Origin of the sequence: Planomicrobium sp. MB-3u-38 (assembly GCF_002836425.1) — a bacterium.
In the GTDB taxonomy this organism is placed as follows: Bacteria; Bacillota; Bacilli; order Bacillales_A; family Planococcaceae; genus Planococcus; species Planococcus okeanokoites.
In genome coordinates, this window is record NZ_PJBO01000003.1 from 38188 (window position 1) to 55139 (window position 16952).

The following is a 16952-nucleotide window of genomic DNA, read 5'->3' on the forward strand; positions in this document are numbered from 1 at the left end:
ACATGGCTACAATCCAGGAAACAAAAACGTACCAGCCGAAAAACCATATCCGTTTTGTTACGGCTTCAGCGTTGTTCGACGGACACGACGCATCGATCAACATCATGCGCCGTATCCTCCAGTCGAGCGGCGTGGAAGTAATCCACCTCGGACATAACCGTTCGGTTGAAGAAGTGGTGAACGCGGCAATTCAGGAAGATGTGCAAGGAATCGCGATTTCGTCCTATCAGGGCGGACACGTCGAATATTTCAAATATATGTACGATCTATTGCAGGAAAAAGGCGCTCCCCATATCCGCATTTACGGCGGAGGAGGCGGTGTTATCCTTCCGCGCGAAATCATGGAGCTTCACGAGTACGGCATTGCCCGCATATTCTCGCCGGAAGACGGCCGCAAAAAAGGCCTTCAGGGAATGATCACGGAAATCGTGGAAGAATGTGATTTTTCGACGGTCAAAGAGGACCTTTCTGTCGAAAACCTGTCACCGGAAAATCCGGTAACTGTCGCGAACTTGATTACAGCCGCTGAAGAAGCGCATACACGCGGCGGCGATACAAGCGAATTGATGGATGCTGTGAAAAACCAGTCTAAAAATACACCTGTCCTGGGCATCACCGGAACGGGTGGAGCAGGGAAAAGTTCTTTGACGGATGAATTGATCCGCCGTTTCCTTACTGAATTGCCGGGTAAAAACATTGCAATCCTTTCAATCGACCCGACTAAACAGAAAACAGGCGGAGCATTGCTTGGCGACCGGATCCGCATGAACGCCATCTTCAATAAACGCGTTTTCATGAGAAGTCTGGCAACCCGCGGCTCACGCACGGAATTGTCCGCAGCTTTGGGAGACGTGCTTGACGTCATCAAAGCGGCCGGTTTTGATCTGATTGTGGTGGAAACCAGCGGTATCGGACAAGGTGATGCTGAAATTGCCAACTTCTCGGACGTTTCAATGTACGTCATGACAAGTGAATTTGGAGCGCCTTCTCAGTTGGAAAAAATTGACATGATTGACTACGCAGATTTGATTGTCATCAATAAATTCGAGCGTAAAGGCTCTGAAGATGCGTTGCGCCAGGTTCAAAAGCAGTTCCAGCGCAGCCACATGCGTTTTGATGATGAATTGGACAAAATGCCGGTATATGGCACGATCGCCAGCCAGTTCAATGATAAAGGGACAAACTCTTTGTTCGCAGCTTTGGTTGCGACCGTCAATGAAAAATGCGGCACCGACTGGGAAACGGATTATGAAAAATTTGCGAAAACCCAAAAAGAGAATCTCATCATTCCGAATGACCGCCGCTATTACTTGCGTGAGTTGACGGATACTGTCCGCGGCTACCATGCCAAGTCCAAAGAGCAGGCAGGATTCGCCCGCCGCCTCTTCCAATTGGAAGGCGCCATCGACGAAGTGAAGAAGAAATCACCGGACGATGCTCTGGTCAACTCACTCCAATCTCTTGCTGACGGCATTCGCGATGAACTGACGAATGAATCAAAACGCATTCTTGAAAACTGGTCAGCATTGAAAGAAGCCTATACAGGCGACGAATTCGTGACCACTGTCCGCGACAAGGAAATCCGTACGATTTTACGCACGGAAAGTCTGTCCGGACTGAAGATTCCAAGAGTCGTGTTGCCTAAATTCGTCGATTACGGAGAAATCCTCAGCTGGGTTTACGCTGAAAACGTACCGGGTTCATTCCCTTATACAGCTGGCGTATTCCCGTTCAAACGCGCTGGAGAAGATCCAAAACGCCAATTCGCGGGTGAAGGGACGCCGGAACGCACGAACCGCCGCTTCCATTACCTGTCGAAAGACGACGACGCAAAACGTCTGTCCACGGCATTCGACTCCGTAACACTTTACGGGGAAGATCCGGACCACCGTCCCGACATTTACGGTAAAGTCGGCGAGTCGGGTGTATCCATCTGTACGCTGGACGATATGAAAAAATTGTATGACGGCTTCGATCTCTGTGCACCGTCCACTTCCGTTTCCATGACAATCAACGGGCCGGCACCGATCATCCTTGCGATGTTCATGAATACGGCAATCGATCAGCAAGTCAAGAAACGTGAAGAAGAACTCGGCCGCACATTGACAGTCGAAGAATTCACCGAAGTACGTGAAGGAACGCTGCAAGTGGTGCGCGGAACGGTTCAGGCGGATATCCTGAAGGAAGACCAAGGACAGAACACATGCATCTTCTCGACTGAATTCGCATTGCGTATGATGGGCGATATCCAGCAATACTTCATCGACCATAAAGTGCGCAATTATTATTCTGTATCGATTTCGGGCTATCACATCGCGGAAGCTGGCGCAAACCCGATTTCACAATTGGCCTTCACGCTGTCGAACGGCTTCACTTATGTGGAATATTATTTGAGCCGCGGCATGAACATCGATGACTTCGCGCCGAACTTGTCGTTCTTCTTCTCGAACGGCCTGGATCCGGAATATACGGTTATCGGACGTGTCGCAAGACGCATCTGGGCTATCGTTATGCGCGATAAATACGGCGCCAATGAACGCAGCCAGAAACTGAAATACCACGTTCAGACTTCAGGCCGCAGCCTGCACGCACAGGAAATCGACTTCAACGATATCCGCACGACGCTTCAGGCATTGATGGCGCTGCAGGACAATACGAACTCGCTTCATACCAACGCTTACGATGAAGCCATCACGACTCCGACTGAGGAATCTGTGCGCCGCGCAATGGCGATCCAGATGATCATCACGAAAGAGCATGGCTTGTCGAAAAACGAAAACCCGCTGCAGGGAGCATTTATTGTCGAAGAATTGACGCAGCTGGTGGAAGAAGCTGTATTGCAGGAATTCGACCGTATCAACGACCGCGGAGGCGTACTTGGCGCTATGGAAACACAATATCAGCGCGGCAAGATCCAGGAAGAATCGATGCATTACGAAATGAAGAAACACACAGGCGAATTGCCGATTATCGGAGTCAATACCTACCTGAACCCGAATCCGCAATCGGACGACGACATCAACGCGATGGAAATCGCCCGCGCTACAAAAGAAGAAAAAGAAACACAGATTAACAACCTGCGTGCCTTCCAGGAGCGCAACGATTCGGACGAAGCGCTTGACCGCTTGAAACACGTCGCGAAAACTGGCGGCAACATCTTTGAAGAGTTGATGGAAACTGTAAAAGTGGCAAGTCTTGGCCAAATTACGACTGCATTATACGAAGTCGGCGGCCAATATCGCCGGAATATGTAAAATTTCATGTGAGAACCCGTTTGCATTCTTTGCAGGCGGGTTTTTCATGATTGGATTCGCTGATTTTTGGAAGTTATGGACGATAAAAAAATTTGCGTGCGATTAAAACAGGATGCGTGCGATTAGCATCCACTTGCGTGCGATTAAACGAATTTGCGTGCGTTCAGCAAAAATCTGCATGGAGCTGACTTTGCTGGAAACGATATCATCTGTTCAGCCTATTGATCACATTCAGCTATTCGATATATTCAGGAAACTCAGTTATAATAGAAGAAATTGCACGCGGGCTATAAAGGATGATTGACTATGCCGAAGTACGTAAATTATTTGATAATCATTGTCTGTATCATATTGATCGTTTTCCTGTACAATAGAGCACTGGGCTCCGTTCCATTGATCATCCTGTCGCTGTACCTGTTTTATTATGGGTGGAAGGAATTGGGGAAAAGAAAAAACAAGTCACGGTAGCGGACTGAAGAGACTTTGTATATAATGAATTAAGTTAAGAGAGAAGAAGGGACGTGCGGTAATTGAAATTACGTGAATTATCCAAAGAAGAACTAATCGAAGAGTCGTTTGTAGACTTAACATACGCATTATTGGCTGAAACCCATGAAACAAAAACATATCCTGAAATCGTCGAGGACATTGAGAACTTGCTGGGCCTTTCAAAAGAAGACATGAAAGCGCGTCTTGTGCAATTCTATACGGACATGAACATTGATGGACGTTTCCTGATCCTCGGGGAAAACCGTTGGGGCCTTCGTGAATGGTATCCGGTGGAACAGATTGAAGAAGAATCTGCGCCGACTGTCAAAGCACGCAAGAAGAAAGCGAAAGTTGCGGACGATGAAGAATTCGAAGACATGGATCTTGAAATGGAAGATGAACTCGACTTCGATGACTTTGACGACGAAGATGAAGAAGACGATGAAGACGTAACGCCTAAACTCGGCGACGAAGTGGAAGTGATCGATTTCGATGCGGAAACGGACGAAGACGAGGATGAGGAGGATGTTGACGTACTGGTCGAAGACATCGATGGCAACATCATTGATGATGAAGACGAAGAAGATGAAGAAGAAGAAGACGAAGAGTTGAAGTAATCAGAACATTTTTTTACCTTGACTTTAATCGTAGGACTGGATAAGATTTTACTGGGCTCCTTAAAAACAGGAGAAATGATTCGTACAGTTTATGCGCTCCCTCTGCACGCAGCAGAAGGGGCGCTTTTTATTTTTTCCCGGGCTATAGTTTAATAATAAAATACTTCAACAAGTCGCTTCGGCGCTTAGGACAAAGCTCCCGCAATAAGCCGAGAAGACCACTCGTCTTATTGCTCCGCTCAGTCCATAGGCGCGCCGGCGCTAGAAGGAACTCTAGAGATATGGAGCAAAACAGCGCAGACGCCCAGGTGACCAAGCGAAGTGCTGAGATCCACTCGGGCGAAGGGTACTGAGCACGAGTTAGCTCAGCGCAAGCCACCAGGCAAGCGCAGCTGTTTTGCGGAATATCGGGTAGCAAAGCATGTGCTATCTGTCATTACACACCTATGCAAACCACAAAGCACGTCTTCAAAAATCGAGGAGGAAACAAGCATGACAAAGTATATTTTCGTAACCGGCGGCGTAGTATCATCGCTTGGTAAAGGGATCACAGCGGCTTCACTTGGGCGTTTATTGAAAAACAGAGGATTGAACGTCACAATCCAGAAATTCGATCCATACATCAACATTGACCCGGGCACGATGAGCCCGTACCAGCACGGAGAAGTTTTCGTAACCGATGACGGTGCGGAAACGGATTTGGACTTGGGCCATTACGAGCGTTTCATCGATATCAACCTGAACAAATATTCGAATGTGACAACGGGGAAAGTCTATTCGACGGTTATTCAAAAAGAGCGCCGCGGCGATTATCTTGGCGGAACGGTCCAAGTCATCCCACACATCACCAATGAAATCAAAGATCGCCTTTTGCGGGCAGCGAAAACGGCGAAAGCGGATGTTGTCATCACTGAAATCGGCGGAACAGTAGGGGATATCGAGTCCTTGCCATTCCTGGAAGCGATTCGCCAGATGAAATCCGACCTGGGCCGCGAAGAAGTCATGTACATCCACTGTACGCTGATTCCGTACCTCGGTGCAGCAAAAGAAATGAAAACAAAACCGACTCAGCACAGCGTCAAGGAATTGCGCAGCTTGGGTATCCAGCCAAACCTGATCGTCGTCCGTACGGAGCATCCGGTACCGCAGGATATGAAAGATAAAATTGCGTTATTCTGTGACATTAAAGCGGAAGAAGTCATCGAATCGCGTGATGTTGATGTGATCTATGAAATGCCGCTCCGTTTGCAGGAGCAGCACATGGACCAGATCGTTCTGGATCACTTCGGCATCGAAGCGCCAGAAGCGGACATGAGGGAATGGACGGGGCTTGTGGAACAAGTGAAATCACTTAAGAACACAGTCCGCATCGGTCTTGTCGGGAAATACGTCGAGTTGCAGGATGCTTACATTTCAGTAGTGGAATCTTTGAAACACGCCGGTTTTGCCTTCGATTCGGATATTGAAGTAGACTGGATCAACGCGGAAAACGTCAACGCCGATAATGTTGAAGAGAAATTGAGCAATTGCGACGGCATCCTGGTTCCGGGCGGTTTCGGTGACCGCGGTGTGGAAGGGAAAATCGCCGCTACGAAATATGCCCGTGAGAACAAAGTGCCATTCTTCGGGATCTGCTTGGGAATGCAGCTGGCATCCGTTGAATTCGCGCGCAATTTGATGGGAATGGAAGATGCCCATTCATCCGAATTGAATCCGAAGACTTCTTATCCGGTCATCGATTTATTGCCGGAGCAAAAAGACATCGAAGATCTGGGCGGCACGCTGCGTCTCGGACTTCAGCCTGCGAAATTGAAAGAAGGTTCGAAAGCGCATGAAGCGTACGGCGAAAGTTTAGTATACGAACGCCATCGTCACCGCTACGAATTCAATAACGAATTCCGTGAACAGTTCGAAGCAGCCGGCTTCATCTTCTCTGGAACTAGCCCGGATGGCCGACTGGTTGAAATCATTGAAGTCGCTGACCATCCATGGTTCGTGGCTTGCCAATTCCACCCGGAATTCATCTCGCGTCCGAACCGGCCGCAGCCGTTGTTCCGTGAATTTGTCAGAGCTTCAATCGACAATAAATAATAAAACAAAGGCCATCCCGGCAATTTCAATTGGGATGGCCTTTCTATTTAATAGTTTTCTTCATCCAGCATCTCGCCCATCATCAACTTGATGTTGTAGTAGGCGTATAAAGCTGCCAATGGATGGGGAATAACAGTGCGGCCACCTGCAGAAATACCTTCGTCGATGCCGAGCGACAGGAATACCTCCGGAAGATCCGTGCTATGGGATTCTGCAGATATCATGGCAAATGGGATGGCGGCATCGGATAATCTGCCTGCCAGTTCATCCCCTTCATCTTTTTTTGCTAAAATGAAGACACGGTCGGCGCTTGTTAGAATGCTGTCCGGTTTCCATTCGCTTGCCGAAGGCAGCGGCTCCGTACTTTCAAGTGCGGCAGCGGCCACAGCTTTCATTTCACCGAAGGCAGCTATAAAAATGGTTCCTTCACCAATGGCAGCCTGTGCAAGAAGGCGGGCAATTTCTTCGAGTGTCGGTTCGTGGACAGCGATGCGCTCGAGTATTTCGGATAATTGTGCAGACAATATTTTCAATTCTCTCACCTCAAGCAAAAGTATAGCAGAAGCAGGGCTTGAAAAATGCTGAAGGCAGAATGTAGGAGGAATCTTATTGAAAACGATTTTGATTGTGGACGATCAGCCGGGTATACGGATGTTATTGCAAGAAGTATTTTCGAAAGAAGGATTTGAGACCTTATCGGCCGGCAACGGGCGTGAGGCGTTGGACATTTTCGAAAAGATGCGTCCTGAGCTGGTCCTGCTGGATATGAAAATCCCGGGAATGGATGGCATTGAAATCCTGAAACACATGAAAAAGGAATGTGATGGCGTCCAAGTCGTCATGATGACCGCCTATGGTGAATTGAATCTGATTGAAGAAGCAAAGACCTGGGGAGCGGTGCGCCATTTCACAAAACCGTTCGATGTATTTGAATTGCGCGAGACTGTAAAGAAATTGTTAGAGGACTGATACACTAGGAAGTGGCGGATAGATACAGATTTTGTTATGATAGGGAAGGTATTTGCTTTATTTAGCCGCTGAGGAGGAAGTTTGTCATGGCATTGGTTTCAATGAAAGAAATGATGATAAAAGGTAAAGAAGAAGGATATGCAATCGGTCAGTTCAACTTGAACAACCTGGAGTTCACTCAGGCGATCCTTCAAGCTGCACAAGAGGAGAATTCTCCGGTCATTTGTGGAGTATCAGAAGGTGCAGCCCGTTATATGGGTGGATTCACAACAGTTGTGAATATGGTGAAAGGCCTAATGCATGATTATAAGATCACAGTGCCAGTGGCAATCCACTTGGACCATGGTTCGAGCTTTGAAAAATGCAAGGAAGCAATCGATGCTGGTTTCACTTCAGTAATGATCGACGCGTCCCACCATCCTTTCGAAGAAAACATCGAGATAACAAAACAAGTTGTCGAGTATGCACATAAACATAATGTATCTGTGGAAGCGGAACTTGGCACAGTCGGCGGACAGGAAGACGATATCATCGCTGACGGCGTCATTTATGCCGATCCTCAGGAATGTAAGCAATTGGTTGAGAAGACTGGAATCGATTGCCTGGCTCCTGCCCTTGGTTCAGTACACGGACCATATAAAGGTGAGCCGAATCTTGGATTCAAAGAGATGGAAGAAATTTCACAGCTTTGCGATCTTCCGCTTGTCCTGCACGGCGGTACTGGAATCCCTGTAAAGGATATTCAGCGTTCTGTATCGCTTGGAACTGCGAAGATCAACGTAAATACAGAAAGCCAGATTGCTTCAGCGAAAGCGGTCCGTGAAGTTCTGGACAACGATAAAGTCGTATACGATCCACGTAAATACATGGGCCCGGCACGCGAAGCCATCAAAAATACTGTAATCGGTAAAATGCGTGAATTCGGAAGCTCAGGCAAAGCGTAATCAGACAGAATGCAAATAGATGGAAGAGAGAAGAAGCGACAAAAGGCGCCTTCTCTTTTTTCCGTACTACAGGAGGAAAAAAATATGAAATTTTTTATTGATACTGCAAACTTTGACGAAATTAAAGAAGCACATTCGTGGGGCATCTTATCGGGTGTTACAACAAACCCATCGCTGGTGGCAAAAGAGAAAAACGTTTCTTTCCACGATCGCTTGAAAGAAATCGCTGAATTGGTTGATGGTTCAATCAGCGGCGAAGTTATTGCTCTTGATGCTGAAGGCATGATCAAAGAAGGCCGTGAACTGGCTGCACTTGCACCAAACATCACAGTTAAATTGCCAATGACTCCAGACGGTTTGAAAGCATGTGCCGTTCTTGCGGGCGAAGGCAAAAAAGTCAACGTTACATTGATCTTCAGCGCAAACCAGGCTTTGCTTGCGGCACGTGCGGGAGCAGCGTATGTATCGCCTTTCCTTGGCCGTCTTGACGACATTGGCCATAACGGAATGGATCTGATTGCGACGATTGCAGAAATTTTTGCGATCCACGATATTGATTCTGAAATTATCGCGGCTTCAATCCGCCATCCTCAACACGTGACAGATGCGGCTTTGAACGGCGCCCACATTGGTACAATGCCGATTAAAGTAATGGAGCAAATGTTCAAGCACCCGTTGACGGATAAAGGAATCGAAGCATTTTTGGCTGACTGGGAAAAACGGACTGAAAAATAATATAATTAGGAAACCGAGTCCGGAATGTTTAAGGCAAACTGGGCCAATCGGACTTTTATGGTATTCGGGAAAAGCGTCAGCTGACGCGCCATATAGCCATGAAAGTGGGATAAAGGAGAATACTGATGGACGTTTATAAAATTACAGGCGGAAAACGCCTGTCTGGGACGATAAAAGTCAATGGAGCAAAAAACAGCGCGGTGGCATTGATCCCCGCATCGATTTTGGCGAATTCACCTGTTCAGATTGAAGGTTTGCCTGGCATTTCTGATGTATGGACATTAAAGAACATTTTGGAAGAAATCGGCGGCGAAGTCAGCTTTGAAGATGGCACGATGAGCATCGACCCGACCAACATGATCGACATGCCGCTGCCGAATGGAAATGTCAAAAAATTGCGGGCTTCCTACTATATGATGGGAGCAATGCTCGGACGTTTCAAACACGCAGCCATCGGTTTGCCTGGCGGCTGTTTCCTGGGACCACGTCCTATCGATCAGCATATCAAGGGCTTCGAAGCGCTGGGTGCTAAAGTGACGAACGAACACGGTGCCATCTACCTGCGCGCTGATGAACTTCGCGGAGCTAAAATCTATCTGGATGTCGTTTCAGTCGGAGCGACCATCAATATTATGCTGGCAGCTGTTTTGGCAAAAGGCCAGACGACAATCGAGAATGCGGCAAAAGAACCTGAAATCATCGATGTTGCCACCCTGTTGACAAACATGGGCGCGAAAATCAAAGGTGCGGGCACAAATGTAATCCGCATCGACGGTGTTGAAGAATTGCATGGCACAAACCATACAATCATTCCTGACCGCATCGAAGCAGGCACATTCATGATTCTTGCTGCTGCAGCTGGTGACGGCATTACGATTGACAACGTCATCCCTTTCCATATGGAAGCTTTGACGGCCAAATTGCGTGAAATGGGTGTCGATGTACAGGAAGGCGAAGAATCGATCCATATTCCGAAACCTGAGAAATTGCAGGCGATTGACGTGAAAACACTGGTTTATCCAGGATTTGCGACGGATCTTCAGCAACCATTCTCAGTGCTGATGACCCAGGCTGAAGGTTCATCGATGATTACCGATACAATCTATTCCGCCAGATTCAAGCATATCGACGAATTGCGCCGCATGAATGCAAGCGGAAGAGTCGAAGGCAGAGCGGCCATCATCACTGGCCCGACACCATTGACTTCTGCAACAGTTGTGGCTTCCGATCTTCGCGCAGGCGCAGCTTTGGTGATTGCCGGCTTGCTCGCAGAAGGCGAAACGGAAATCCGCGAAATCTATCATATCGAGCGCGGGTATGCTGAAATCATTGAAAAATTGCGCGGACTAGGTGCTGACATCCGCAGAGAGACAATCGACCCGGTAACAAGTTCGAGGTCAGACCTTAGCTCAGACGCCAATTAACTCGGGTTTGGCTTAACAATATATGTTACAATCATAGGGACATATATATACTTTGGTTATATTTAAATCTTTACTCTTATGAATAGTCTTTTATTAAGAGGGGTCCAAGATATGCAGCAAAACAACGTAGACTCCCAAGGGAAAAGAAACGCAGTTGGAAAGCCAACTGCGTTTCGAGCGAAGTGCTGAGATCCACTCGGGCGAAGTGGAACGAGCACGAGTTAGCTCAGTGCAAGCCCCTAGGAAAGCGGAGTTGTTTTGCGGAATATCGATTTTAAAGATTTATTTTAATCAACTATCAAAGTTAGCCGAACAGGAGGAACGATGAATATGGAACGCAGTTTATCAATGGAATTAGTGCGTGTAACAGAGGCGGCAGCAATCGCTTCCGCGAAATGGATGGGCCGCGGCCTCAAAAACGAAGCGGACGATGCGGCAACGACTGCCATGCGGACAGTATTCGATACCATTCCCATGCAGGGAGTCGTCGTAATTGGCGAAGGCGAGATGGATGAAGCACCGATGCTTTATATCGGTGAAGAACTTGGGACTGGCAACGGTCCGGAAGTGGACGTTGCAGTCGATCCGCTTGAAGGAACGAATATTGTAGCGGCAGGCGGCTGGAATGCACTTGCCGTGTTGGCGATTGCCGACCGCGGCAATCTGCTCAACGCACCCGATATGTACATGGATAAAATTGCTGTCGGCCCTGAATCAGTGGGGAAAATTGATATCAATGCGCCGATCATCGACAATCTTCGTGCTGTGGCAAAAGCCAAGAACAAGGATATCGAAGACGTGGTTGCGACAGTCCTGAACCGTGAACGCCACGCTGAAATCATCCAACAGATCCGTGATGCCGGTGCCCGCATCAAACTCATCAATGATGGGGATGTGGCTGGCGCCATCAACACAGCTTTTGATGAAACAGGCGTCGATATTCTATTCGGCTCAGGCGGAGCTCCGGAAGGCGTCATCGCTGCTGTGGGCTTGAAATGCCTTGGCGGTGAGCTTCAAGGAAGGCTTATGCCGCAAAACGATGAAGAGAGAAAACGATGCATCGATATGGGCATCGATGTAGACAAGGTCCTTATGATGGACGACCTTGTAAAAGGTGACGACGCAATTTTTGCAGCTACCGGTGTCACTGATGGCGAATTATTGCGCGGAATCCAGTTAAAGGGCGGCTTTGCAGAAAGCCACACACTGGTCATGCGCGCGAAGTCAGGCACGGTCCGCTTTGTGGAAGGGCGCCACAGTCTGAAGAAAAAACCGAATCTCGTGATGAACGATTAATGAATGAACTTCAAAATGGGTCCGGCTTAAAAGCCGGGCTCCTTCTTTAAAATCTTCCAATTGTTAACCTCAATTTATTTCCTAAAAAAATCAGAATAAGAGTGGTGTCCTCATACATGTCAACGATTACAATTTCCGCATTGGAAAATATGACCTTAAAAGAACTTTACAATTTAGCGAAAGAATACAAGCTCGTCAATTACAGCAAGCTCACGAAAAAAGAGCTGATTTTTGCAATCCTGAAAACCCGTGCTGAACAGGAAGGCTTCTTCTTCATGGAAGGCGTCCTTGAAATTATTCAATCCGAAGGGTTCGGGTTCCTCCGTCCGATCAATTATTCACCGAGCTCACAGGATATCTACATTTCAGCATCGCAAATCCGCCGCTTTGATTTGCGGAACGGAGACAAAGTGTCAGGCAAAGTGCGTCCGCCAAAAGAAAACGAACGGTATTTCGGTTTGCTTCAGGTAGAAGCGGTGAACGGGGAAGATCCGGAAGTAGCGAAAGAACGCGTCCATTTCCCTGGATTGACACCATTATATCCAGATCGCCACATCCGTCTTGAAACTAGCCATGACCACCTTTCGACACGCATCATGGATCTGGTGTCGCCTGTCGGATTTGGTCAGCGCGGACTGATTGTTGCACCCCCGAAAGCCGGTAAGACAATGTTGTTGAAAGAAATTGCGAACTCGATCACGACGAATCATCCCGAGGCTGAGCTCATTGTCCTGCTTATTGATGAGCGTCCTGAAGAAGTGACTGATATCGAACGTTCAGTCAATGCGGACGTCGTATCTTCAACTTTTGATGAGATTCCTGAAAACCATGTAAAAGTGGCGGAACTTGTTCTTGAGCGCGCGATGCGCCTGGTAGAGCATAAGCGGGATGTTGTCATTTTGATGGATTCGATTACACGCCTTGCACGTGCTTATAATCTGGTGATCCCACCGAGTGGACGTACACTTTCCGGTGGTATTGACCCAGCGGCTTTCCATCGTCCGAAAAGGTTTTTCGGAGCTGCCCGCAATATTGAAGAAGGCGGCAGCTTGACGATATTGGCGACAGCACTGGTGGAAACAGGTTCACGCATGGATGAAGTGATCTATGAAGAATTTAAAGGGACAGGCAATATGGAGCTTCATTTGGACAGAAGCCTGGCAGAGCGCCGCATATTCCCGGCACTCGACATTCGCCGTTCTGGAACGCGGAAGGAAGAATTGTTGATTGGCAAAGAAGAACTTGATAAACTATGGAAAATCCGTAAAACATTCTCGGATACCCACGATTTTGCGGAACGTTTCCTGAAAAAATTAAACCAGACACAAACTAATGAAGACTTTTTCGCGCAATTGACAGCAGAAATGAAAGCTCATCGCGCATCAAAAAAGACGATTTAATTTCTTGCAATAGAGATTAAATCTTGTTAAGATAGTATCAATGAGTCAAAAGCAAAGCTATTGCATATACGGCCTAAAGAGCCGTGTAAGGCAATAGTAAAATAGATTAAACTCTGTTCCGGATGGTTCAGGGCGAGAGGAGAAAAACACATGAAAACAGGAATTCACCCAGAATACAAACAAGCTACAGTAACTTGCTCTTGCGGTAACTCTTTCACTACAGGATCTGTAAAAGAAGATATTAACGTAGAGCTTTGCTCGGAATGTCATCCATTCTACACTGGACGTCAAAAATTCGCAGCAGCTGATGGCCGCGTTGACCGTTTCAACAAAAAATACGGTCTTAAAGAAGAAAACCCGAACTCTGAAGAGTAAGAGTGAAAAAAAATACCTGCCTTGCGCGAAATCGCCGGGCAGGATTTTTTTTTGCTTTTTTATCGATGAATCCAAAAATAAGAGTTGAATTAAAGATATTAATCAGTCGATATTCCGAAAAACAGCGCCGCTAAACTTGTGTTTCTTTTTCTGCATCGCATCGCTGGCTTCGAGATATGAAATGGCGTTACTCACTTAGGAGCCTTCGCTATTTAGTTGCATATCTCTAGAAGACTATCCAGCGAAGGCGCGTCGCCGGACTGGCCGAAGCAATAAGACGAGTGCTCTTCTCGGCTTATTGCGGGAGGCTTGTCCTAAGCGCCGAAGCGATATATTTATACTGATTCTTTAGGTCGACTTATTTACATAATTAAAAGAAAATGCGGTAATGCATGCCGGAATTAGGTATTATTAATACTAACCAAGTGTTTGAAAGGGGTCCCTAAAATGTATGTAATGAAACAGACAGGCTGGGTCGAATTGATTTGCGGCAGTATGTTTTCCGGAAAATCGGAAGAACTGATCCGCCGTGTAAGACGCTCACAATTCGCTAAACAGAAAATCGCGGTATTTAAACCGAAACTCGACAATCGCTACAGTGAAGAAGCGGTCGTCTCCCATAACGGCACTACAGTCATTGCGCTGCCGATCTCACATTCCGAAGAAATGTGGGAATACATTACAGATGAATTCGATGTTATTGCGATTGATGAAGCGCAATTCTTTGACGACGGCATCATCGAGAACGTACAAAAACTTGCCAACCACGGATTCCGTGTGATTGTTGCCGGGTTGGACCAGGATTTCAGAGGGCTGCCTTTTGGTCCGATGCCGTCCTTACTGGCGATTGCCGAACAAGTGACCAAATTGCAGGCTGTCTGCACGGTTTGCGGTTCACCTGCCAGCCGTACACAGCGTTTAATCGACGGCAAACCGGCCGGGTCTGATGATCCAACCATACTGGTTGGCGCATCAGAAGCATACGAACCAAGATGCCGCCACCATCACGAAGTGCCGACAGGCGTTACCGTTTCAGAATGAAAAAGGTATCGTATATAATATAAATAAGTAGTACTTAGAATCTATAGTAACCGATATTCCGCAAAACAGCTCCGAAGACATTAGCCGACGCGTGCGAGGCTATGTCTTTGCGACGAAGCTAGCGTAGCGATGCAGGAGCACGATTATTTACCTCTGCACCCTGGGAGTCTTCGCTGTTTTGCTACGTATCTCTAGAGATTTTTCTAGCGCCGGCGCGGCTATGGACTGGCCGGAGCAATAAGACGAGTGTTCTTCTCGGCTTATTGTGGGAGGCTTGTCCTAAGCGTCGAAGCGGTATTTAAGTATTTTAATATTTTACTTATATAATAGAAGAAAACCAAAATAGTAAGAGGAAATTGAGGTGACGGCGATGTTTGATCGCTTGCAAGCTGTTGAAGATCGATACGACCGTTTGAATGAATTATTAAGTGACCCGGAAATTGTCAGCGACACCAATAAGCTTCGTGAATATTCGAAAGAGCAGTCAGACTTGCAGGAAACGGTGGAAGCATACCGTGAATACAAGGATTTGAAAGCACAATTGGCTGACGCCAAAGCGATGTTCGACGACAAGATGGATGCTGATATGCGGGAAATGGTCAAAGAAGAAGTGAACGAATTGGAAGAGAAAGTGGAAGCGATTGAAGAGCGTCTCCATATTTTATTGATACCAAAAGACCCGAACGACGATAAAAACGTTATCATGGAAGTTCGCGGAGCAGCCGGTGGAGACGAAGCCGCGCTGTTTGCCGGCGACCTTTACCGCATGTACAGCCGCTTTGCCGAGTCGAAAGGCTGGAAAGTGACCATAATGGATTCGTCTGCTACCGGACTTGGCGGTTTCAAGGAAATCGTGTTCATGATTTCGGGAAAAGGCGCATATTCCAAGATGAAATTCGAAAACGGTGCTCACCGAGTGCAGCGTGTTCCGGAAACGGAATCAGGCGGACGCATCCATACTTCGACGGCGACAGTAGCCTGTCTGCCGGAAGTGGAAGAAGTGGAAGTCGAAATCCATGACAACGATATTCGCGTGGATACCTATGCGTCTTCAGGTGCCGGCGGACAATCGGTCAACACGACGATGTCAGCGGTGCGTCTGACACACATTCCGACGAATACGGTCGTGACGTGTCAGGATGAAAAATCGCAGATCAAGAACAAAGCGAGTGCCATGAAGGTTTTGCGCGCGCGTGTCTATGATAAATTCCAGCAGGAAGCGCAGGCTGAATATGACGCTGTGCGTAAATCCGCTGTTGGAACCGGCGACCGTTCTGAACGGATCCGCACGTATAATTACCCGCAGAACCGTGTAACAGACCATCGGATCGGTTTGACAATCCAGAAACTGGACCAGATTCTTCAAGGTAAAATGGACGAATTGATCGATGCATTGATCGTTGAAGAGCAGTCTGCACGAATGGAAAGCTTGAACAATGCATAAACCGCATAAAATTTTTGAGGCCCTTAACCGGGCTTCTTCTTATTTATTGGATAATGGGCGGGAAGAAGCCGCAGCGGGCATATTGCTGCAGCATACGCTTGGGCTCAGCCGTGCCGGCCTGTTGGCTTCGCTGCGCGATGAAATGGATGATGGCAGCTTCGTAAAATTTTGGGATCTTATTGAACAGCATGCCAACGGGACGCCTGTGCAGCACCTGACAGGATATGAAATGTTCTATGGGCGAAAATTCCTCGTTAATTCTGATGTGCTTATTCCCCGTCCTGAAACGGAAGAACTGGTCGAAGAAGCCTTGGAACTGATTCAGAAGCACATTCCTGAACCTTCCCCGACGATTGCCGACATCGGCACCGGAAGCGGAATCATTGCCATTACAATGAAACAGGAAATGCCTTCTTCAAAAGTTACGGCTACTGATATTTCGCAAAAGGCGTTGGATACCGCCCAGAAGAATGCAGTTGAGCTTGGAGCGGATATCGAATTTATGCTGGGGGATCTGCTGGCTCCATTAGCAGGGCGGAAGTGGGACGTTATCTTGTCGAATCCGCCGTATATCGCCTACTCTGAAGCCGAAGCCATGTCCGAGAGTGTGAAGGATTTCGAGCCGCACTCGGCTTTATTCGCGGAGCAGGAAGGTCTGGCACTCTATCAGCATATGATGGAAGACTTGCCTGACCGGCTGAATAAACCCGGGATTATCGGTCTCGAAATCGGACATTTCCAGGGAGAAGCTGTGGAAAACATGCTGAAAAAGGCTTTTCCACAGGCGAAAATCTATTGTAAAAAAGATATCAACAAAAATGACCGGATGGTTTTCTGTATTAATACCTGACTTGTGCACAAATTGGGTATAAT

Annotated in this window: 15 protein-coding genes; 14 read left to right on the top strand and 1 reads right to left on the bottom strand. The window is 47.5% G+C overall.

Annotated elements, in window-relative coordinates; genetic code table 11:
- The first annotated feature begins 2 nt into the window (after positions 1-2).
- The 4 genes from icmF (at position 3) to CXF70_RS02570 (ending at position 6451) form a co-directional block, all read left to right on the top strand.
- Positions 3-3254 carry a fused isobutyryl-CoA mutase/GTPase IcmF gene (gene icmF / locus CXF70_RS02560; RefSeq protein WP_101801418.1) on the top strand — a complete coding sequence of 1084 codons (3252 nt, stop codon included), beginning with the start codon at positions 3-5 and terminating at the stop codon, positions 3252-3254.
- A 306-nt stretch (positions 3255-3560) separates the two neighbouring features.
- Complete coding sequence (locus tag CXF70_RS18300) at positions 3561-3722, top strand: hypothetical protein (protein WP_165850182.1); 162 nt, start codon at positions 3561-3563, stop codon at positions 3720-3722.
- Positions 3723-3784: 62 nt separating this feature from the next.
- Positions 3785-4360, top strand: a complete 576-nt coding sequence (gene rpoE / locus CXF70_RS02565; protein ID WP_101801419.1) for a DNA-directed RNA polymerase subunit delta — start codon at positions 3785-3787, stop codon at positions 4358-4360.
- 492 nt (positions 4361-4852) lie between these two features.
- Positions 4853-6451, top strand: a complete 1599-nt coding sequence (locus CXF70_RS02570) for a CTP synthase (protein ID WP_101801420.1) — start codon at positions 4853-4855, stop codon at positions 6449-6451.
- Positions 6452-6498: 47 nt separating this feature from the next.
- Here CXF70_RS02570 and CXF70_RS02575 read toward each other — a convergent pair whose 3' ends face one another.
- Complete coding sequence (locus CXF70_RS02575; RefSeq protein ID WP_101801421.1) at positions 6499-6984, bottom strand: DUF2529 family protein; 486 nt, start codon at positions 6982-6984, stop codon at positions 6499-6501.
- A gap of 70 nt (positions 6985-7054) precedes the next feature.
- Here CXF70_RS02575 and CXF70_RS02580 point away from each other — a divergent pair, with 70 nt between their 5' ends.
- The 10 genes from CXF70_RS02580 to prmC all read left to right on the top strand — a co-directional run bounded on the left by CXF70_RS02580 (position 7055) and on the right by prmC (position 16929).
- Complete coding sequence (locus tag CXF70_RS02580) at positions 7055-7420, top strand: response regulator (RefSeq protein ID WP_101801422.1); 366 nt, start codon at positions 7055-7057, stop codon at positions 7418-7420.
- Positions 7421-7506: 86 nt separating this feature from the next.
- The gene (locus tag CXF70_RS02585) at positions 7507-8364 is read left to right on the top strand and encodes a class II fructose-bisphosphate aldolase (RefSeq protein ID WP_084244220.1); all 858 of its coding nucleotides are present in this window, start codon (positions 7507-7509) and stop codon (positions 8362-8364) included.
- 84 nt (positions 8365-8448) lie between these two features.
- Positions 8449-9099: a fructose-6-phosphate aldolase gene (gene fsa, locus CXF70_RS02590; protein WP_101801423.1), complete on the top strand. Its 651-nt coding sequence runs from the start codon at positions 8449-8451 to the stop codon at positions 9097-9099.
- A gap of 125 nt (positions 9100-9224) precedes the next feature.
- Positions 9225-10523 (top strand): UDP-N-acetylglucosamine 1-carboxyvinyltransferase, encoded by a 1299-nt coding sequence (locus tag CXF70_RS02595; RefSeq protein ID WP_084244224.1) that lies wholly within the window; start codon positions 9225-9227, stop codon positions 10521-10523.
- A gap of 330 nt (positions 10524-10853) precedes the next feature.
- Positions 10854-11819, top strand: coding sequence for a class II fructose-bisphosphatase (glpX, locus tag CXF70_RS02600; protein ID WP_101801424.1), 966 nt, complete (start codon positions 10854-10856; stop codon positions 11817-11819).
- A gap of 116 nt (positions 11820-11935) precedes the next feature.
- Positions 11936-13219 (top strand): transcription termination factor Rho, encoded by a 1284-nt coding sequence (gene rho / locus CXF70_RS02605; protein ID WP_084244228.1) that lies wholly within the window; start codon positions 11936-11938, stop codon positions 13217-13219.
- Positions 13220-13369: 150 nt separating this feature from the next.
- Positions 13370-13594 carry a 50S ribosomal protein L31 gene (gene rpmE / locus CXF70_RS02610; RefSeq protein WP_101801425.1) on the top strand — a complete coding sequence of 75 codons (225 nt, stop codon included), beginning with the start codon at positions 13370-13372 and terminating at the stop codon, positions 13592-13594.
- A gap of 447 nt (positions 13595-14041) precedes the next feature.
- Positions 14042-14635 carry a thymidine kinase gene (locus tag CXF70_RS02615; protein WP_084244232.1) on the top strand — a complete coding sequence of 198 codons (594 nt, stop codon included), beginning with the start codon at positions 14042-14044 and terminating at the stop codon, positions 14633-14635.
- A gap of 370 nt (positions 14636-15005) precedes the next feature.
- Positions 15006-16079, top strand: a complete 1074-nt coding sequence (gene prfA, locus CXF70_RS02620; RefSeq protein WP_084246761.1) for a peptide chain release factor 1 — start codon at positions 15006-15008, stop codon at positions 16077-16079.
- Positions 16072-16929 carry a peptide chain release factor N(5)-glutamine methyltransferase gene (gene prmC / locus CXF70_RS02625; RefSeq protein ID WP_101801426.1) on the top strand — a complete coding sequence of 286 codons (858 nt, stop codon included), beginning with the start codon at positions 16072-16074 and terminating at the stop codon, positions 16927-16929. Before prfA ends, prmC begins: the two co-directional genes overlap by 8 nt.
- Positions 16930-16952 lie beyond the last annotated feature (23 nt).